The organism is Halorhabdus salina, assembly GCF_013839425.1.
GTDB lineage: Archaea > Halobacteriota > Halobacteria > Halobacteriales > Haloarculaceae > Halorhabdus > Halorhabdus salina.
This window is the reverse complement of sequence record NZ_JACDNP010000005.1, coordinates 25,338-43,118: the sequence shown is the minus strand read 5'-3', so window position 1 is coordinate 43,118 and position 17,781 is coordinate 25,338. Positions and strand designations below refer to the sequence as shown.

Below are 17,781 nucleotides of genomic sequence, written 5' to 3'. Positions count from 1 at the left end.
AGGGGTGTCGGTCGACGCTGGGCGTATCACAACGCATTAATCGGTCCTCGGCCAAGTCAACTCCAGCATGGCACTGCCGTCTGTCGGCGCGTTCACGGACACCTATTTGCCGACGGTCAACGGCGTCAGCTACACTGTCCAGGCCTGGCGGGACCGCTGGCAAACCCGCGGTGGCGACATGGCGATCGTTTACCCGGACGCCGAGGACTACGAGCCGGAGGATCGAGAGTATCCCGTCCGGAGCCTTCCGTTTCCGTTTTACGAGGGGTTTCGTATGGGCGTCCCGCGCGTCCCGGAGGCGATCGGGGACGTGGACCTCGTTCATGCCCACACCCCGTTCGGGCTTGGTGTGAGCGCGATGCGGGTCGCTCGCTCGCGGGACCTCCCGCTGATCGCGTCCTATCACACACCGACCAGTGAGTACGCAGCGTACGTCTCGCTGGGCGAACGCGTCGAGCAGACGGTCCGACGGACGGCGACAAGTTACGAGCGGTGGTTCTTCAATCGTGCCGACATCGCGGTCGCACCGAGCGAGCGCGCCCGTGATCACATCGTCGAGACGGTCGATGTCTCGACACCGGTCGAGGTTGTGCCGAACGGTATCGACGTAGAGCGATTCCAGCCGGTCGCCGGCGATGACTTTCGTGCACAGTACGATCTGCCGACTGACCGCCCCCTCGTCGGGTACACAGGTCGTCACGGGTACGAAAAGTGTCTCTCGGACATCGTCGCGGCCACCGACGGGATGGACGTGACCGTCGTCTTTGGCGGTGACGGCCCTGCTCGTGAGGATGTCGAAGCACGGGCACAGGCAGCCGACGTCGACGTTCGCTTTCTTGGCTTTCTGCCGCGTGAGGAGTTGCCAGCCTTCTACTCCGCATTGGATGTTTTCGCGTTCCCGAGTCCCGTCGAGACGCAGGGACTTGTCGCGCTGGAAGCCAACGCCTGTGGGACACCAGTCGCCGGCGTCGACAGCGGTGCCCTGGCGGATACCATCGAAGACGGCGTCAACGGCTACTCTTACCCCCAGGGTGACACCACGGGCTTTCAGGCGGCGATAAATCGCGTGCTCGCCGAACGGGATACGCTCGCCGAGCAATGTCTCGGTCGACGCGAGACGATCAGCATCGATCACGCCGTGGATCGACTCACGGACGTCTACGAACGCATCCTCGCGGAATACTAGGGACCGCAACGAGATTTTTCGTTCTCAGGCCAGCGCACTCCCGGCCCGGATGATCGTCCGCTCGCCAAATGCCGGACCGACCAACTGGAGTCCGACTGGTAGTCCGTCGTCGGTCTCGCCGGCTGGCACGGATATCGCCGGGAGGTTCGCGAGGTTGACCGGCGTCGTGTTGGCGTCTGCGAGGTACATCTTGAGGGGATCGTCCAGACTCTCGCCGCGCTCCATCGGGGGGACTGGCATGGTCGGACTGGCCAGGACGTCGGCGTCTTCGAGTGCCGAATCGAAGTCCTGTTTCACCCAGGCGCGAGCGTCCTGGGCCTTCTTGTAGTACTTGTCGTGATAGCCCGCCGAAAGTGCATACGTCCCAAGGAGGATGCGCCGCTTGACCTCTTCGCCGAAGCCTTCCTCGCGGGCCCTGGCGAAGGTCTCGTTCCAGTTGCCGTCGTAGCCACCCGAACGGCCGTAGCGAACGCCGTCGAACCGGGCGAGGTTCGACGAGGCCTCGCTCATCGCGATCACGTAGTAGGCCTCGACAGCGTGCTCGACCGACGGGAGGTCGACCTCGTGATAGCTCGCGCCCTTCGATTCCAGTTCGTCGATCCCATCCCAGAACGTCTCGACGACGTCTTCGTCGGCACCGGCAAGCAGTTCCGTGGGGATCCCGATCTCTAGCCCATCGACATCGCCGTCGGCTGCGTCGGCGAAGGTGTACGCCCGGATATCGTCGTCTGGCGTCCGACCACTGATCTCGTCGGTCGCGTCACGGGTCGTCGCGTCATTGGGGTCCTGACCGGCGATCACTTCGAGGAGTTCGGCCGCGTCTTCGACTGTTGGCGCGATCGGGCCGATCTGTTCTAAGGAGTTGGCGTAGGCGATCAGTCCGTACCGGGAGACCAGTCCGTAGGTCGGCTTGATCCCGACGACGCCACAGAAGGCGGCTGGACACCGGACCGACCCGCCGGTGTCGCTTCCCAGCGCGAGATCAGCCTCGCCCGCGGCGACCGCCGCCGCCGAGCCACCCGAAGAGCCACCGGGGACGTGCCCTTCGGCAGCGGGGTTCTCCGTCGGCCCGAAGTTCGACGTCTCCGTTGTCGTCCCCATCCCGAACTCGTCCATGTTGGTCTTGCCGGGGATCGTCGCGCCGGCCGCCTTGAGGCGCTCGACGACCGTTGCATCGTAGGGCGGCACATAGTCTTCGAGCATCGCAGAGCCCGCCGTCGTCCGGACGCCGTCCGTCGAGATATTGTCCTTGACGGCGACGGTACGACCGGCCAGCGGGCCGTCGTCGGCTCCGTCGATCGGCTCCTTGGTGATATAGGCGTTGTAGCTCATGAGACGTTTGGCCCCTTGAAGAACCCGTCTTCGCTGTCAGGAGCGTTTTCCAGGGCTTGTTCGCGGTCGAGACTCTCGGTGACCTCGTCGGGGCGCATGACGTTGGTCAGTTCCGCGTCCGGTTCCACTTCGGGCACCTCATCGAGCGTCTCGAAATACGAGAGAATGTCCGCGAACTGCTCAGTGAACCGCTCGCGTTCCTCGGGATCTAGATTCACCCGCGCGAGATCCGCGATGTGTTCGACCTCGTCGGGATCGACGGCCGATTCGCTCATATCCTCGCCTGGGTGGGACCGCCACTAAGGGTTTCGAAACATCGGGTCCCGAATAGGACGCCGTATTTCCGGTGATGGCTGCCGGTTTTGGTCGACCAAAGAATTTAAGTTCTCCCAAAGAAAACACAAAGACGAGCGAAACAGTTCTTCGGGCCTCCGGCCCGTGACGTACTCGACCAATGTCAGATACGACCCTCAGAAGTTACGAGCGAGCGAGTCAGCAAGAGACTAGTGAGGACGAACAGGAAACCGAACACGTCTGTCCAGAGTGTGGCGGCAGCCTCCGGTCGGACTCCGAACGCGGAGAGACGGTTTGCAGTGAGTGTGGACTGGTGGTAGAGGAAGACGAGATCGATCCGGGGCCTGAGTGGCGGGCCTTCGACTCCAAAGAGAAAGACGAAAAGAGCCGGGTCGGTGCGCCCACCACCAACATGATGCACGACAAGGGCCTCTCGACCAACATCGGCTGGCAGGACAAAGACGCCTACGGCAACTCCCTCTCTTCGCGCCAGCGCGAGAAAATGCAGCGCCTCCGGACCTGGAACGAGCGCTTCCGCACGCGAGATAGCAAAGAGCGAAATCTCAAGCAGGCCTTAGGCGAGATCGATCGTATGGCTTCGGCACTGGGTCTGCCCGAAAACGTCCGTGAGACCGCTTCGGTGATCTATCGCCGCGCACTCGACGAGGATCTCCTTCCCGGCCGCTCGATCGAGGGCGTTGCCACCTCCTCGCTGTACGCTGCCGCGCGCCAGGCGGGCAATCCGCGGAGCCTCGACGAAATCAACAACGTCTCCCGAGTCGAGAAAGACGAAACGGCCCGAACCTATCGGTACGTCGTCCGCGAACTCGGGTTGGAAGTCAAGCCGGCTGACCCGACGAGTTACGTCCCTCGATTCGCCTCGGACCTCGATCTCACCGAAGAGGCCGAGCGACACGCCCGTGACCTGCTGGAGAACGCAAAGCAGGAAGGCGTCCACTCCGGGAAGAGTCCGGTCGGCCTGGCCGCCGCGGCCATCTACGCCGCCTCGCTGCTGGCAAACGAGAAGGTGACCCAGAACGAAGTCAGTGAGGTCGCAAACATTTCCGAAGTCACCATCCGCAACCGCTATCACGAGTTGCTCGAAGCCAAAGAAGGCATCAAGGCGAGTTAATCGCGCCCTCTATTTCACGCTCTTCTGGCGTCCGTTTCGGCAGGTTCAACTCGATTGCCCTCTCGGCCGTGCGTATGGAGACAACCCGCCATTTCGTCGCGACAGTCTACGTCGTCCACGACGGCCAGACAGCCCTCCACGAACACGACAAACTCGACATGTGGCTCCCACCGGGTGGCCACATCGATCGCGACGAATTGCCACATGTCGCCGCGCGCCGGGAAGTCAGGGAGGAACTCGGCCTCGACCCGGAGCTGATCGCGCCCCAAGGTGACCTCGACTCAGCGACGGCCGAGAGTATCCCTCAGCCACAGCACTTCCTGCTCGAAGACATCAATGTCCACGACGGCGAGGTCGGCCACCAGCACATCGACTTCATCTTCTATGGCGCCGTCGATAGTCGTGCCATCGATCCCGCAGATGGCGAAGCACCGGCCGAGGCCTGGGAATGGTTTTCGGCGACTGACCTGGAGGCAGCAAGCGACAGGCTGGCGAATGACGTCGTCGAGATCGGAAAGCGGGCGATCGAAGCGGTCGAAAATCGGTAGGAAACGCAATAGCGATCAGTTCTCGGCTGCGGGCACGTCAATCTCACCGGCGTCCAGTTCGGCTTCCACTTCACGGGCGGCCTCGGCGAGGTTCGCCATCTTCTCGTAGGCGACCTCGCGGGGGAGGAGCTTCACGCCACAGTCCGGCGAGACCGTCAGGCGCTCGGGCGGCACGATCTCCAGGCCTTTCTTGATGTTTTCCTTGATCTCCGCCACGGACTCGACCTCGGTGTCGTGGACATCGAGCACGCCCAGCGCGAGGTCTTTCGTGAATTCGGGGTCTTTGAACACGTCGATCTGCTCGAAGTCGCCGTTGGCGAGTTCGAGATCGAACTCTTCGACGGGGTACTCCAGCATTTCGGGGTAGATCCGGGAGTAATCGCCATAACAGACGTGCAGACCGAGTCGGACATCCTCGGGCACGTCTTTGGCGATCCGTTCGAGGGCCTCCCCGACGATGGCGTGATCGTCGGGTGTCGTCGCCAGGGCGGGCTCGTCGATCTGGATGTAGCGCGCGCCAGCATCGACCAGCGCCTCGATCTCCTCGTTGACGAGATCAGCCAGCGCGTAGGTCAACGCTTCTTCGGAGTCATAGACTTCGTTGAAACTCCAGGAAGCCAGTGTGTAGGGTCCCGTGATAGGAACCTTGACGGGGGCGTCGGCGACGTCTGCGGTGAACTCGTATTCATCAACGAGCCAGGACTCGGTGTACTCGACGTCGTCGACGACGCTAGGTTTATCGAAGTAGTTGTGCCCCCAGACCTTCACGCGGCCGTTAAAGTCGTACCCCTCGATGCGCTTGGCGAAGAACTCCACCATCTCGTTGCGCCGCATCTCGCCGTCGGTGATCACGTCGAGATCCGCCCGTTCGTGTTCGTCGGTGATGATCCGGGCGGCGTCGTCTTTCGACTCTTCCCACTCATCCGCATCGAAGTCGGCGTCCTCGTCTTCGAAGAGTTCGCGGGCGCGGTCGTGCCACTTTGGCTTCGGGTACGAACCGACGACGGTCGTCAGCAGGAAGTGGTCGTTCTCGTGATCGGCCGGCCGGAATTGCTCGCGTGTGTTGCTCATAGGGACACCTCCTCGGTTGCCGCCGAGGCAAGCGCATCGAGTTTGGCCTCGGCCTTGTTGACTGGCAGGTAGAACAGTTCGGTGTTGGGCGTCGCGTAGACGGTCTCGAAGTCGTTGACCGTCTCCTCACTGAACCACTCGATACGCTCTCGGATCTCCGCGGGCGTCTCCAACAGCGTGTTCTGGCCGTCGACGAGGCCGAGTGCCACATCGTCTTTTGTCCCGTACTCGTTGACGTTGTAGATCGTCTGTTCGTGATCGCTGACCAGGTCGTACCCCAGGGCGTCGACGTCGGCATCGAGTAGATGCGCGTGTACCTTCTCTTCGAGTGCGCCCCAGTAGGTGTGGACGACGACCTCGGCGTCGATTGCGTCCGCGACAGTGTCGATGGCCTTGCTCGCACGCTCGTCGTCGCCATCACCCGGCGCGTCGGTCACGAGCGACGGTTCGAGCAGGAACAGCGTCTCGACGTCGGGGAACTGCTCGAGTTCCCCCGCGAGGAATTGCGCGACGCCGTCGAGCAGCGCCGCGTCGTCACCGTAGTGCTCGTCGGAGGCAAGGTCCGCAAGCGAGTACGGACCAGGCAGGACCGCTTGGAGTCCCGAATCGACGAGTTCGGCCGCCGCATCGAGTTCGCTCGCGACATCGCCGTCCGGCGTCAATTCGCCCTCGATCACCGGATCGCGATAGAAGTTGTTGTTGTCGTAATACCGCACGATTCCGCGGGTATCGACGTTGTCGTGGACCGCGAGCGGGTGGGCAAGCATGTCGTCCCACCGTAACTGCCCCTCGACGACCCGGTCGAGACCAGCTGTCTGCTGGCGCTCGATCACTTCCTCGCGGGCGTGATCGTATGCCTCGGTGATCGCGTTGCCTTCGTTGCCGCTGATAAGGTCGCTCTTCTGGTGGCCTTTGCGATCTGCTAGGTCGTCTTTTGCCCGGTCCGGCAAGGGATACAACCCTGGTGTGGTCGCAACTATCTCTGTCATTATATCCGGTTACGGAATGAGGGCCTTTAATATTTCTTCTTCGGATGAATTCGCCTAGGTTATAACACCACTGGTGAGGAGTTCGTGTCGGACAAAAATAAACCGTAACTTTCATTATGGATATCGCCGAGCGTTTGTCTATCCGTGGTAAACGCGACCGTCGATCAATCGTATCAGACGTACTGTCCGAAGTGTGGGGCTGAGGGGACGCATGCCGAAGGTGTTGACAGCTACGCGTACGAGTGTACCAACCAAGCGTGTGGGCACACCTGGGCGGTGAGTTCGAACTCACGCATCGTCGCGGGGGACGTAAACGATTAAGTCGGGACAGTGTCGCTACCAGCCCCTCGCCGGTAGACGATTCCCAGTCCGTGAGCATGGGGGACACGTTCGTCACTCACCATACGACCAAAGTGACTAAGGCGGTCTGGAAGCCATCTGAGTGCATGCATCGTGCCCTCTCGTGGACGTTTTCGGCAGTAATCGGTAGTGCCGTCGGGGGCGCAACGTACGCGTGGTTGGTCGCCGATCCGATGTTCGCAGTCATGCTCGGACTCTTCTGGGCACTCGGGATTGCTCTCTCACTCCGATATCTCGCCCGCTATACGTCACCGGGTGACGACTGGCAGACGGCTCGCTGGTCGGGCGCGGCGGGCGGATTGATGGCGGGGGCTGCGACCCTCGGTATCAGTCCGACCCTCCCGATCACATCGGATATTCGGCTCGCGCTGGGGCTGTTCGTGCTTGGCGTCTTCCTGACAGCGCTCAACATTGGGCTCGCGCTGGGGCTCGAACCGACGACGAGACAGAGTTAAACGTCCATCGGGCAGTCGGTGTGAGGGGCGACCAACTTTAGCGGACCCGTGAGTATTTCATTGGTTGGGCATTACACGAAACTATCATGAGCCACCACGGCAGTTCGGCCGTCAGCGAGAGCGTCGAGATGTATCTCAAGGAGATATATCTGCTCTCCAGGGACGGCCAGCCGGCTCGGACCGGTGCAATCGCTGACCGACTAGCTGTCTCCCCGCCCAGCGTTACACAGATGCTCTCGCGCCTCCAGGACGACGGACTCCTCGAATACGAAAAGCGACGCGGAGCCACCCTTACCGACGCAGGTGAGCGTCAAGCAGCGGACTTACTAGCCAAACACTGCCTCATCGAGCGATTCCTCGTCGATGGACTGGACGTGACTGAGGGGTTTCACGAGGAAGCGTGCGAACTCGAACACGCACTAAGTGACGATGTTGCCGCTCGGTTGACCCGGTACGTCGACCGCCGTGAGGAATGCCCGGACTGTTATGATGCCGAGGCAAAGCACTGTACGCATCTGGACGCCAGTTCAGACTGATCGACTTCGAGTATACACCTATATGTCCGGCTTCGAGACTTATTCGACGCCAACGATAGCTCCTCAGATCAACAACTGCTATCAGAGTGAGCCCGACGACGACGCATCTTATCGAATGGTATGCCACGCCATCTCCACGCAGTTGGTCGATCGTACATACGAGAATCAGTTATGATAATGCGGCCAACAACCTTTTTACCATGATGCACTGTGTTGTTCGTGTGGCACCATATGGTGCCCACTCTCCCCCACCCCCCCACCCCACCCACTTTACTTTCGATCCGTTCACTCAATAATAGCAGCGTCCCCATAGAAGTACAGACACAAATCAGTCAGTAGTGGCAAACCAACACCGTCAGCAGACGGTATTCGCGTCAATAACTGCGGTCGACCGGTTCGTACGTTTTGCTCTCACCGTCGAGGATGACCGGGACGTAATAGAGGTCGAGATCGCCGTTGTTCCAGGCGATCATCGTATGCTTGAGCCACTCGTCGTCCTTACGGGTCTGGTGTTCAGCCCGCCAGTGGGCCCCACGGAATTCAGTCCGGGCGAGTGCACCCAGCGCGATCGTCTCGGCGAGATCGATGATATTTCGCGTCTCCAAGGTGTGGATGAGGTCAGTGTTGAACGTCCGGGATGGATCCTCGACTGCCACGTCTTGGTAGTCCCGCCGGGCATCCTGCAAGTCTTCGAGTGCCGTCTCGATCCCCTCCTCGGTCCGGAAGACGTTGACGTATTCGGTCATCGTCTGCTGGACGTCCGCGCGGATGTCGGCGTGGTTCGTCCCGTCGTCTTCGAGAAGGCGCTCGATGCGTTCCCGTTCAGCTTCGACCTCCTGATCGACGATAGCCGTCGGGTCAGCCGTTTGGCCGCCATCGGCGACCGCGTCCTCGTCCGTGGCAGGTTCGATCGCCCCAGGTTCGACCGCCGGGCTCACGTCACCGGCCTCACTGCGGGCCGATGGCCCAGTCGGGATCTCTGCCGTCTTCATATCCCGGCCGGCGGCGTGATAGCCCGCGCGCTTGCCAAAGACGAACAGTTCCGGCAGGGCGTTCCCACCGAGACGATTGGCGCCGTGAACTGAGACACAGGCGCACTCACCGGCCGCATAGAGCCCCTCGATACAGGTCTCGCCGTTCTCGTCGGTCTCGATACCACCCATCTGGTAGTGCTGGCCGGGTTTGACCGGCATGGGCTCCTCTAAGCCGTCGACGCCCTCGAAGTCCGCTGCGAGATGGAGAATGTTCTCCAATCGGTCCATGATGCGCTCTTCACCGAGGTGGCGCATATCGAGGTGGACGTATTCGTCTTCGATTCCCCGCCCTTCGTTGATCTCAGTGAGTTCCGCCCGAGAGACCACGTCACGGGAGGCGAGTTCGCCCTCGTTGTTGGCGTACCCGCGCTCGAACATGAATCGCTCACCCTCGGCATTGTAGAGGATGCCACCCTCGCCACGGACAGCCTCGGAGATGAGGACGCCGGTCGAGGGAAGCGACGTGGGATGGAACTGGACGAACTCCATGTCTTCTAAGGGCACGCCAGCCCGGTAGGCCATCGCCTGGCCGTCGCCGGTGTTGGCGACCGCGTTGGTCGTATGATCGAACACCTGGCCGAGTCCGCCGGTCGCCAGGATGACACTGTCCCGAGCACGGAATCCCTCGACTGCGCCGTTCTTGATGTCGTAGGCGGCGACGCCGTGACAGGTCCGGTCTTCGGGATCGTCCTCGTCGGTGACCGCGAGGTCAGTGACGTACCACTCCTCGTAGACCTCGATCCCGCGCTTGACCACCTGTTCGTACATCGTGTGCAGCAGGTGGTGGCCCGTCTCCGCACCGGCGTAGGTCGTCCGCGGATAGGAAAGCCCGCCGAAGGGGCGCTGAGAGACCGTCCCGTCTTCTTCGCGGGAAAAGGGCATCCCCCAGTGTTCGAGTTGGATGACGTCCTCCCGGGCGTCCTTTGTCAGGGTCTCGATCGCCGGGGCATCCCCCAGGAAGTCCGAGCCCTTCATCGTGTCATAGGCGTGGTCTTCCCAGGAGTCTTCCTCCTGAAGGGCCGCGTTGATCCCGCCCTCGGCCGCGCCCGTGTGGCTGCGGACTGGATGAAGCTTCGTCACGATAGCTACGTCGGCCCCCTCCTCTTTGGCCGCGATCGCTGCTCGTAACCCCGCGCCGCCCGCACCGACGACGATGACGTCGTGTTCGTGCATTGTAATCACCAGAATTTGATGTCTTCCTTGATCGCTTCGCGCTTCAGTTCCTGAATGTGCTCGGTCAGCGGGATGTCCTTCGGACAGACCTCCGTACAGGAGAATTGGGTCTGACACCGCCAGACGCCGTGTTCCTGTTTGACAGTCTCCAGACGTTGCTTCCGACGATCTTCGCCTTCGCGTTTGTCCATGACGAACCGATAGGCCTTGTTGATCGCCGCTGGACCGAGATACTGGTTGTCACCAGCAGCGACGTTACACGAGGACGTACACGCCCCACACTGGATACACCGCGTCGAGAGCTTGATCTTCTCGCGGTTCTCTCGGGTCTGGCGTTGTTCCTCTAGATCCTCTTCAGGTTCCTCGTCCGGATCGAAGTACGGCTCGACGGCGTCCATCTGCTCGTAGAAATGCTGCATGTCCACGACGAGATCCTTGACGACCTCCTGGTGGGGCAACGGTTCGATCTGGACCGGGGCCTCGAGATCGGAAATCTGGGTCTGACACCCGAGCCGCTGGGCGCCGTTGACGAACAGCGCGTCCGACCCACAGACACCCTGCCGGCAGGAGTGACGGAAGGTCAGACTCGAATCGAACTCGTCGCGCGCATAGATCAACGCGTCAAGTACCGTCATTCCCTCTTCGATGGGGACATGGAAGGCGTCGAACCGTGGCGTCGTCTTGCCCTCGACCTCGGGATCGTACCGGTAGACCCGGATCTCGACGGTTTCGATCTCTTCGGCCGCCGCGTCCGCGGCTGCCTCCTCGCGGGCGATCGCCTGTTCGCCCTTTTCGCGCATCCGCCTGTCCTGGTGGGATTCCGTGCCGGGTTCAGGCACGGACGGTTCCGGCTCGGTGTCAGCGGGAGGCGGCGTCTCTGTCTCGGCTTCGACCTCCGCTTCTGTGTCCGTCTCTGGGTCAGTGTCGGCACTCATAGGCTAATCCCCGCCATTGCGATTGCCACGCGGACTCCCTGGACGATCAATAGCAGACCGGCCAGCGAGAGACCAAACTTGGCGACGCGCTTTTGGGTCCCCGAGATGCCCTGGTTGAGCAGTGCGTTGTACACTCCGTTGACGCCGTGGAACGTCGCGGTGACGAGGAAGACAATCATCGTCAGGAAATACCCGACCTGACTCATCCGGGCTTGGGTCCCCGCAAGCGTGATCTCGGCGGCGTGGTTGACGAAGTGCAGCAGGAAGAAATGAAAGGCAAGCGTTCCGATCAAGACGACGGCTGTAATCCGCTGGAGGAACCAGCCCCAGCCGCCCGATTCGAACGAAGAGTAGTATTCTGCCATCGATCACACCCCCGCGAGGAACGTTGGGACGCTGGCGACCGCGATTGCGCCCGTGATGATCAGCGATGCGTAGAAGCTCTGGTCCTGGCGCTCTAGTCCGAGGCCCAGATCGATAAACAGGAGTCGAATGCCGTTGAGCATGTGAAAGACTGCGACGGCAAGCAACCCGACTTCGAGCAGTCGCACGACCAGCAAGTCTTCCAGTCCCACAAGCGTCGTCGTGTACAGATCCTGGGGTGCGGCGGCCGGATCAGCGCCGATAGCGGTACTCAACACAGCGATATGCGTAAACAGATAGCCGACGAGCACCCAGCCGGTGAACTTGTGGAGCACCCACGCCCACATCCCGGCGGAGAACTCTCGCCAGCGGCCGACGTCCTCGACGGCCCCGCGGTCGTACGTTTGTGCCATACGCACAAGCGACGGACCGGACCATGATAGTTGTTGTCCCCAGGAAACGCTTCGCCGGTTCTGAGACACAGACGGCGTTCGGGTTCGGTCAGTTCTTCACTGAAGATCAGCCATCGCGTCGAAAACAGATACTCCTGAAATCGATTATTCGACGACCGTCAAGTCCTCGACGGAAACCGTGTCAGTGTCGACGATGTCCCGCGAGGAGCGGCCGACTGACACCGTATAGTCGCCGTCCTCAACCGTCCAGGCCGACTCCTCGGTGTCGTAATAGGCGAAGTCACGCTCCTCGATTTCGAGCGTGACCGTCTTGGACTCGCCGGCGGCGAGTTCGACCGATTCGAAGGCAGCCAGCTCTTTGGGCGGGCGTTCGACCGACGGGTCGTCCTGGCCGAGATACGCCTGAACGACCTCGTGACCGTCGCGATCGCCGACGTTCTCGACGGTTACCTCCACCGTCGCTTCGGGGCCGTCACCTGCCTCGACGGTCACGTCGTCGTACTCGAAGTCGGTGTAGCTCAGGCCATGCCCGAACGGGAACAGCGGTTCGATGTCCTCAGCGTCGAAGTGCCGATAGCCCACGAACACACCCTCGGAGTACTCCGCCTCCAGTTCGATGCCAGGGTACTGGCCCTCCGTGCTTGCGGGGTAATGATCGGTCCGGCGGGCGAAGGTGACCGGCAGGCGGCCGCTCGGGTCGACATCGCCGAAGAGGACCGAGGCGGTGACGTGGCCGTCTTCCTGACCGGGATACCAGGTCTCGACGATCGCGTCGACGTCACCGGCCCAGGGCATCCGGACCGGTCCGGCCGTCCGCGCGACGACGACCGTCTTCTCGGCTGCATCGGCGACAGCAGCGACCAGTTGATCCTGTTCGTTGGGCAGCCATAGCGAGCGGTCCTCGCTCTCTGAAGCGTTGTCCTGAACCACGACGACAGCGACGTCCGCAGACTCGGCAACGCGAGCCGCCGCGTCGATCGATGGGCCCTCGTCGTCGCCCGACAGTGCGTCGTCGATCGCATCCGGAACGGGGAGACCGAAGGGACCCTCATCCTCGTCGTGGGGGTCCTCGATCCGTTCGACGCCGCGCTCGAAGGAGACGGTTGTCTCGCCATCTGTGCGTTCACGGATGCCATCGAGCGGGCTGATGGCATCGGTGGGATCGACTTCAGAACTCCCGCCGCCACCGATCTTGGCCTTGTCGGCGTTCGGCCCGATGACAGCAATGGATGCAGGCTCTTCATCCAGCGGGAGGACGCCGTCGTTCTGGAGGAGGACCGTCCCACGCTCGGCGACGCGACGAGCAACCGTCTCGTGGGCAGGGTCGTTAACCGACCCCTCGGGTTGTTCGTCGTCAAACATGCCAAAGCGTTCCATCTGGGAGAGCGTGCGAGCGATCTTCTCATCGAGGGCAGTTTCGGGGACTTTGCCACCCTTGACGGCTTCCCGGAGTGGGTCCTCGAAAACGCTCCCCTCGAAGAGGTTCGGATTCGCCCCGTCAGGCAGCCACGGTTTGGCCGCGAGTGCAGCGAGTTTGTCTTTCGGCGCGGCATCAGGCAACGCACCGATCGCCCGGTGGATGCGACTCTCGTTCTCCTGCCATTCGTGGACCGGGACGCCGGGCATATCGAGGTCGAGCCCGCCACGGGCAGCACCGACGGCGTCGGTCGTTGCCCACCAGTCCGAGACGACGAAGCCATCGAAGCCCCACTCGTCTTTGAGGACATCCGTGAGAAGCCGCTCGTGTTCGGTCGCATAGGTGCCGTTGATTCGGTTGTACGACGCCATCACCGACGCCACGTCGGCTTCTTTCACGGCCGCCTCGAAGGCCGGAAGATAGATCTCTCGGAGCGTTCGCTCGTCGACCTCGGCGCTGACGGCGTGTCGCTGGTGTTCCTGATTGTTGGCCACGTAGTGTTTCGCCGTCGCCATCGCGCCGGCCGACTGGACGCTCTCGATGGTCCCAACGGCGAGTCGACTCGACAGGTGTGGATCCTCGCTGTAGTATTCGAAAGAGCGACCGCACTGCGGGGCCCGGATGATATTGAACCCGGGAGCCAGCAGGACGTCCTGATCGGCGCCCAAGACTTCCGTCCCGAGGGCCTCGCCCTGCTCGCGTGCGAGGTCACTGTCCCAGGCGGCTGCCAGCGCGATCGAGGCGGGGAACGCCGTCGCGGTGACTGCCCGAACACCCATCGGGCCGTCGACCAGCGACAGCGACGGAACCCCAACGCGGTCGTTGCCCGGCAGATACCCTGTCGCCAGTTCGGCCGGGTCGTGATCGCCGTGAACGAGGTCGATCTTCTCCTGAAGGGTGAGTTTCTCGATCAGTGCATCGATTCGGTCGTTGGAAGAATCTGGGTTAGTCATGGATTAGCTATGGGTAGACGTCAGGCTGGATCACGTGAATCGCGTGACCGTCCTCGAAACGCGACAGTCACCTGGTGCTCGGGCTGACATCCTGTTGTACATTCACCTACGACCCCCAGGCATTTAGTAATTAGTGAAATCGTTCTTCCGAGATTTACACCAGTGCGCAGCCACCCACTACGGTGGGAACGGCTGTCTGTAGATGACTTCGAAGCCGGTAGTGCAGTCGCTATCGGGTTGTATGCTGTGAGTAATTTTGCGAGGGAAGACCGCTCCAGCTCACGGCGCGGCGCGCCGTTCGCATCGAGGTCGCTTCGCGACCTCGCCGATCTTCCTGCACTGGTTGCGAGGGGCCGCGTGGGCCCAGCAGTGCGAGGGATGCAACCGAACGCATGGACCACCGGAAGACTCACTCTGCTCGCGGTTACACCGCTCGCTCCGAGGACTCACTGTCGTTCGTCCTCGCTGCTCACGGCTCGCTATGCTCTCCGTTCGCTCTGGTCGAGGACTCACTGTCGTTCGTCCTCGCTACTCACGAGGACCCTACGGGAGCGGATCTTGCGTCCGCCGCCGTTTCCAGGCGTGGCTTCCCAGTCAACTTCAGCAGTAATTTTGCGAGGGAAGATGGCCCCCGAGAGGGACGATCTTCCTGCACTGTTGCGAGGGGCCGCATGGGCCCAGCAGTGCGAGGGATGCGATTTGAACGCATGGACCCCTACGGGAGCGGATCTTGAGTCCGCCGCCGTTTCCAGGCTTGGCTACCCTCGCACGCATTCGGGAACACTTCGTTCGGGCGGTTAAATCACGCGGTTTCGATCTGTCCGACACGTCCGAACGGTCGCACTTCCCCGGACGCTGAACTTACCCGTTTTCGGCCCCTCCCGACAATCAATGGACCGTCATACGCGCGACCCATCCGTGGGTCCGCCCGCGAGCGGATCGCCGACCGGCTGGCACCCGGCGGAGGGCCAGTGGGAGCACGCGACGCTCCGGCGTGCGGTCGTCCACGGCGTTGCCCTCTACAACGACGGGGGCTATCACGATTCACACGACTGTTTCGAGGACGAATGGTACAACTACGGGAGCGGGACGACCGAGAGTGCCTTCCTCCACGGGATGGTCCAGGTCGCGGCGGGCGCGTACAAGCACTACGACTTCGAGAACGATGCAGGAATGTGCAGTCTCTTCGAGACGGCACTCCAGTACCTTCGGGACATCCCCCACGACTACTACGGCGTCGACGTACTCGACGTCAGGACCGTCGTCACGAACGCGATCGACGACCCCGCGGAACTCGACGGCTGGCGGATCGGCCTCGACGGCGGCTACCCAAAAGGCGGCGAGGCGGCCTACGCGTTCGCGGCCGGACTGGACTGACCGCCGACGATCCGCTCTTCGCCCGGGTCCGGAAGCTCTTTGGCCCACACCTCGCCAGTCCCGACCATGCCGATCTACGATCGCGGCGAGGCGACCGATCCCCGGATCGTCGATCGCTTCGACGCCGGTGTCGGCTGGATCGCCCACCCTGACGAACGGGGGGAGCGAGCGAGTCACGCCGTCAGAGGCGACGACGGCGTCTGGCTGTTCGATCCACTGGATGCACCTGGAGTGGACGACCTGATCGCGGATCTCGGCGAGGTGGTCGGCGTCGCCGTCCTCTCGAACTGGCACACCCGCGACGCCGACGTCTTCGCCGATCGCTACGATGTGTCCGTGTTCCTCCCGGAGTGGATGGATCGCGTCCCCGGGACCGTCAACGCGCCGATCGAACGCTACGAACGCGAACCCGGAAAGTCGGGGTTCATCGTCGAGCGCGTCGATCCGCTTCCGGGTTGGCGCGAGGGGGTCGCCTACCGGGAGTCTGACGGGACGCTGTACACGCCGGACCTACTCTCGACTCACTGGACGGTCGGGGGCGAGCGGGTCACACTGACGTTACCCTGTCGGGCGTTTCCCCCGCGGGAGCTCCTCGGTGAGATGGAGCCTGACCGGATCTTGGTCGGCCACGGCGAAGGGGTTCTCGACGGGGCGACAGGCGCCCTCACCGATACGCTCGACGGTGCCCGCCAGCGACTGCCGCGAGCGATCGTTACGCAGGGGCCGGCGCTCGCCGTCGGGGTCGCAGCCGCGATGTGGTGAGTCACCGCCTGCATCGGAAACACTGCAAGACGTGCCGGAAGTTCGATTCTCGCGGAAAGCGGCAGGCCTTTGTGGACCACGAGCGAGGGTCGGAACATGGCTGACAGTTACGACACCGTTTCAGTCCCCGAGGAGGGACAGCCCATCGACGTCATCGACGAGGAAGCGGACGAACTCGACATTCCGGAGAATCCGATCATCCCGATCATCCACGGCGATGGGATCGGGAAGGACGTCGGCCCGGCCGCCCAGAAAGTGTTGAATGCCGCCGCTGAAGCGACCGGGCGCGACATCGCCTGGATGCGCGTCTTTGCTGGCGAATCCGGCCGTGAGAAGTACGACGAGAACCTGCCCGACGATACCGTCAATGCGATCGACGAGTTCCGCGTCGCGATCAAGGGCCCGCTGACGACGCCCGTCGGCGCCGGCTTCCGCTCGCTGAACGTCGCGTTGCGCCAGACGCTTGATTTCTATGCGAACGTCCGCCCGACCTACTACCTCGACGGCGTTCCCTCACCGATGAAAGCGCCCGAAGAGATGGACATGGTGACCTTCCGGGAAAACACCGAGGACGTCTACGCCGGCATCGAGTGGGAAGCCGGCACCGAGGAGGTCGAGCAGGTCCGGGAGTTCGTCGAAGACGAAATGGGCTACGACGACATGATGCACGACGGCCCGATCGGCATCGGCGTCAAGCCGATCACCGAGTTCGGGAGCAAGCGCCTCGTGCGGAAGGCCATCGACTACGCCATCGAGCACGACCGCGAGAAGGTAACGCTGGTCCACAAGGGCAACATCATGAAGTTCACCGAAGGGCAGTTCGGCGAGTGGGGCATGGAAGTCGCCGAGGAGGAGTACCCCGACGAGGAAGTCTTCGCCGCGCCCGACTCGCTGTGGGAGACCCAAGAGGAGGTCGACATCCCAGACGAGGCCGTCATGGTCGAAGAGCGACTGGCCGACGCGATGCTCCAGTGGATGCAACTGCGCACCGACGAGTTCGACGTGCTCGCGATGCCGAACCTCAACGGTGACTACCTGAGCGACGCCGCGGGTGCCCAGATCGGCGGGCTCGGGATCGCACCCGGTGCAAACTTCGGCGACGCTCGCGTCCTGGCTGAGCCGGTCCACGGCAGTGCACCGAAACGCGCCGGCCAGAACATGGCCAACCCGACCGCGATGATCCTCTCCGGCCGTCTGATGTTCGATTACATGGGCTGGGACGAGGCCGCCGACCTCGTGCGTGACGCCGTCGAGGAAACCATCTCGTCGGGCAAGGTCACCTACGACCTCGAACGCCAGCTCGAGGACGCCAAGAAGCTCGGTACCGAGGAGTACGCCGAGGAAATCATCGACAATATCGAGAAACTCGCATAGCGAGCTTTCGCGCAGTCGGAACGCGCGTTCCGACGACATCGAGCGTCGGACCTAAACAAACCGTTCGAATCCGTTTG

General features: G+C 62.4%; 18 protein-coding genes and 1 tRNA gene. 9 read left to right on the top strand and 10 right to left on the bottom strand.

Annotated elements, in window-relative coordinates; all coding sequences use genetic code 11:
- The first annotated feature begins 67 nt into the window (after positions 1 to 67).
- Positions 68 to 1,186, top strand: coding sequence for a glycosyltransferase (locus tag HZR20_RS08225; RefSeq protein ID WP_181686115.1), 1,119 nt, complete (start codon positions 68 to 70; stop codon positions 1,184 to 1,186).
- A 24-nt stretch (positions 1,187 to 1,210) separates the two neighbouring features.
- On the opposite strand, the gene gatA is transcribed toward HZR20_RS08225, so the two are convergent.
- Together gatA and gatC are read right to left on the bottom strand one after the other, a co-directional pair.
- On the bottom strand, positions 1,211 to 2,518 hold the full coding sequence (gene gatA / locus HZR20_RS08220) for an Asp-tRNA(Asn)/Glu-tRNA(Gln) amidotransferase subunit GatA (protein WP_181686114.1): 1,308 nt from the start codon (positions 2,516 to 2,518) through the stop codon (positions 1,211 to 1,213).
- Positions 2,515 to 2,793: an Asp-tRNA(Asn)/Glu-tRNA(Gln) amidotransferase subunit GatC gene (gene gatC / locus HZR20_RS08215; RefSeq protein WP_181686113.1), complete on the bottom strand. Its 279-nt coding sequence runs from the start codon at positions 2,791 to 2,793 to the stop codon at positions 2,515 to 2,517. Before gatC ends, gatA begins: the two co-directional genes overlap by 4 nt.
- A gap of 179 nt (positions 2,794 to 2,972) precedes the next feature.
- Between gatC and HZR20_RS08210 the strand changes: the two genes are divergently transcribed.
- Together HZR20_RS08210 and HZR20_RS08205 are read left to right on the top strand one after the other, a co-directional pair.
- The gene (locus HZR20_RS08210; protein WP_181686112.1) at positions 2,973 to 3,944 is read left to right on the top strand and encodes a transcription initiation factor IIB; all 972 of its coding nucleotides are present in this window, start codon (positions 2,973 to 2,975) and stop codon (positions 3,942 to 3,944) included.
- 74 nt (positions 3,945 to 4,018) lie between these two features.
- Entirely contained in the window at positions 4,019 to 4,492 is a 474-nt protein-coding gene (locus tag HZR20_RS08205) for an NUDIX hydrolase (protein WP_181686111.1), read from the top strand.
- 15 nt (positions 4,493 to 4,507) lie between these two features.
- On the opposite strand, the gene HZR20_RS08200 is transcribed toward HZR20_RS08205, so the two are convergent.
- Positions 4,508 to 5,563, bottom strand: a complete 1,056-nt coding sequence (locus HZR20_RS08200) for a methionine synthase (RefSeq protein ID WP_181686110.1) — start codon at positions 5,561 to 5,563, stop codon at positions 4,508 to 4,510.
- Positions 5,560 to 6,552 carry a 5-methyltetrahydropteroyltriglutamate--homocysteine methyltransferase gene (locus HZR20_RS08195; protein WP_181686109.1) on the bottom strand — a complete coding sequence of 331 codons (993 nt, stop codon included), beginning with the start codon at positions 6,550 to 6,552 and terminating at the stop codon, positions 5,560 to 5,562. Before HZR20_RS08195 ends, HZR20_RS08200 begins: the two co-directional genes overlap by 4 nt.
- Before the next feature lie 144 nt (positions 6,553 to 6,696).
- Here HZR20_RS08195 and HZR20_RS08190 point away from each other — a divergent pair, with 144 nt between their 5' ends.
- The 3 genes from HZR20_RS08190 to HZR20_RS08180 all read left to right on the top strand — a co-directional run bounded on the left by HZR20_RS08190 (position 6,697) and on the right by HZR20_RS08180 (position 7,903).
- Positions 6,697 to 6,873 (top strand): hypothetical protein, encoded by a 177-nt coding sequence (locus tag HZR20_RS08190; RefSeq protein ID WP_181686108.1) that lies wholly within the window; start codon positions 6,697 to 6,699, stop codon positions 6,871 to 6,873.
- Positions 6,874 to 6,998: 125 nt separating this feature from the next.
- The gene (locus tag HZR20_RS08185; RefSeq protein WP_181686107.1) at positions 6,999 to 7,367 is read left to right on the top strand and encodes a hypothetical protein; all 369 of its coding nucleotides are present in this window, start codon (positions 6,999 to 7,001) and stop codon (positions 7,365 to 7,367) included.
- Between the two features lie 86 nt (positions 7,368 to 7,453).
- Positions 7,454 to 7,903: a metal-dependent transcriptional regulator gene (locus tag HZR20_RS08180; protein ID WP_181686106.1), complete on the top strand. Its 450-nt coding sequence runs from the start codon at positions 7,454 to 7,456 to the stop codon at positions 7,901 to 7,903.
- Positions 7,904 to 8,277: 374 nt separating this feature from the next.
- On the opposite strand, the gene HZR20_RS08175 is transcribed toward HZR20_RS08180, so the two are convergent.
- From HZR20_RS08175 to HZR20_RS08150, 6 genes are all read right to left on the bottom strand, one after another.
- Complete coding sequence (locus tag HZR20_RS08175; RefSeq protein WP_181686105.1) at positions 8,278 to 10,110, bottom strand: FAD-binding protein; 1,833 nt, start codon at positions 10,108 to 10,110, stop codon at positions 8,278 to 8,280.
- A gap of 5 nt (positions 10,111 to 10,115) precedes the next feature.
- Positions 10,116 to 11,045, bottom strand: coding sequence for a succinate dehydrogenase/fumarate reductase iron-sulfur subunit (locus HZR20_RS08170; protein WP_181686104.1), 930 nt, complete (start codon positions 11,043 to 11,045; stop codon positions 10,116 to 10,118).
- Positions 11,042 to 11,410, bottom strand: a complete 369-nt coding sequence (locus HZR20_RS08165) for a succinate dehydrogenase hydrophobic membrane anchor subunit (RefSeq protein ID WP_181686103.1) — start codon at positions 11,408 to 11,410, stop codon at positions 11,042 to 11,044. Before HZR20_RS08165 ends, HZR20_RS08170 begins: the two co-directional genes overlap by 4 nt.
- A 3-nt stretch (positions 11,411 to 11,413) precedes the next feature.
- The gene (gene sdhC, locus HZR20_RS08160) at positions 11,414 to 11,821 is read right to left on the bottom strand and encodes a succinate dehydrogenase, cytochrome b556 subunit (RefSeq protein ID WP_181686102.1); all 408 of its coding nucleotides are present in this window, start codon (positions 11,819 to 11,821) and stop codon (positions 11,414 to 11,416) included.
- A 144-nt stretch (positions 11,822 to 11,965) separates the two neighbouring features.
- Positions 11,966 to 14,191 (bottom strand): beta-glucosidase, encoded by a 2,226-nt coding sequence (locus HZR20_RS08155; RefSeq protein ID WP_181686101.1) that lies wholly within the window; start codon positions 14,189 to 14,191, stop codon positions 11,966 to 11,968.
- Positions 14,192 to 14,875: 684 nt separating this feature from the next.
- Positions 14,876 to 14,959 (bottom strand) — tRNA-Leu (locus tag HZR20_RS08150).
- 123 nt (positions 14,960 to 15,082) lie between these two features.
- On the opposite strand from HZR20_RS08150, the gene HZR20_RS08145 reads away from it, so the two are divergent.
- The 3 genes from HZR20_RS08145 (at position 15,083) to icd (ending at position 17,704) form a co-directional block, all read left to right on the top strand.
- On the top strand, positions 15,083 to 15,568 hold the full coding sequence (locus tag HZR20_RS08145; protein WP_181686100.1) for a DUF309 domain-containing protein: 486 nt from the start codon (positions 15,083 to 15,085) through the stop codon (positions 15,566 to 15,568).
- Between the two features lie 66 nt (positions 15,569 to 15,634).
- Positions 15,635 to 16,330 carry a hypothetical protein gene (locus HZR20_RS08140; RefSeq protein ID WP_181686099.1) on the top strand — a complete coding sequence of 232 codons (696 nt, stop codon included), beginning with the start codon at positions 15,635 to 15,637 and terminating at the stop codon, positions 16,328 to 16,330.
- 96 nt (positions 16,331 to 16,426) lie between these two features.
- The gene (gene icd / locus HZR20_RS08135; RefSeq protein ID WP_181686098.1) at positions 16,427 to 17,704 is read left to right on the top strand and encodes an NADP-dependent isocitrate dehydrogenase; all 1,278 of its coding nucleotides are present in this window, start codon (positions 16,427 to 16,429) and stop codon (positions 17,702 to 17,704) included.
- The last annotated feature ends 77 nt before the right edge of the window (positions 17,705 to 17,781 follow it).

What these genes read in the sequence shown, in the direction of transcription:
- HZR20_RS08195 (WP_181686109.1), bottom strand. Translation starts at nt 6,552, where the DNA reads ATGACAGAGATAGTTGCGACCACACCAGGGTTGTATCCCTTGCCGGAC.
- icd (WP_181686098.1), top strand. Translation starts at nt 16,427, where the DNA reads ATGGCTGACAGTTACGACACCGTTTCAGTCCCCGAGGAGGGACAGCCC.
- sdhC (WP_181686102.1), bottom strand. Translation starts at nt 11,821, where the DNA reads ATGGCACAAACGTACGACCGCGGGGCCGTCGAGGACGTCGGCCGCTGG.
- HZR20_RS08140 (WP_181686099.1), top strand. Translation starts at nt 15,635, where the DNA reads ATGCCGATCTACGATCGCGGCGAGGCGACCGATCCCCGGATCGTCGAT.
- gatA (WP_181686114.1), bottom strand. Translation starts at nt 2,518, where the DNA reads ATGAGCTACAACGCCTATATCACCAAGGAGCCGATCGACGGAGCCGAC.
- HZR20_RS08210 (WP_181686112.1), top strand. Translation starts at nt 2,973, where the DNA reads ATGTCAGATACGACCCTCAGAAGTTACGAGCGAGCGAGTCAGCAAGAG.
- HZR20_RS08185 (WP_181686107.1), top strand. Translation starts at nt 6,999, where the DNA reads ATGCATCGTGCCCTCTCGTGGACGTTTTCGGCAGTAATCGGTAGTGCC.
- HZR20_RS08155 (WP_181686101.1), bottom strand. Translation starts at nt 14,191, where the DNA reads ATGACTAACCCAGATTCTTCCAACGACCGAATCGATGCACTGATCGAG.
- HZR20_RS08200 (WP_181686110.1), bottom strand. Translation starts at nt 5,563, where the DNA reads ATGAGCAACACACGCGAGCAATTCCGGCCGGCCGATCACGAGAACGAC.
- gatC (WP_181686113.1), bottom strand. Translation starts at nt 2,793, where the DNA reads ATGAGCGAATCGGCCGTCGATCCCGACGAGGTCGAACACATCGCGGAT.
- HZR20_RS08205 (WP_181686111.1), top strand. Translation starts at nt 4,019, where the DNA reads ATGGAGACAACCCGCCATTTCGTCGCGACAGTCTACGTCGTCCACGAC.
- HZR20_RS08175 (WP_181686105.1), bottom strand. Translation starts at nt 10,110, where the DNA reads ATGCACGAACACGACGTCATCGTCGTCGGTGCGGGCGGCGCGGGGTTA.
- HZR20_RS08170 (WP_181686104.1), bottom strand. Translation starts at nt 11,045, where the DNA reads ATGAGTGCCGACACTGACCCAGAGACGGACACAGAAGCGGAGGTCGAA.
- HZR20_RS08165 (WP_181686103.1), bottom strand. Translation starts at nt 11,410, where the DNA reads ATGGCAGAATACTACTCTTCGTTCGAATCGGGCGGCTGGGGCTGGTTC.
- HZR20_RS08225 (WP_181686115.1), top strand. Translation starts at nt 68, where the DNA reads ATGGCACTGCCGTCTGTCGGCGCGTTCACGGACACCTATTTGCCGACG.
- HZR20_RS08180 (WP_181686106.1), top strand. Translation starts at nt 7,454, where the DNA reads ATGAGCCACCACGGCAGTTCGGCCGTCAGCGAGAGCGTCGAGATGTAT.
- HZR20_RS08145 (WP_181686100.1), top strand. Translation starts at nt 15,083, where the DNA reads ATGGACCGTCATACGCGCGACCCATCCGTGGGTCCGCCCGCGAGCGGA.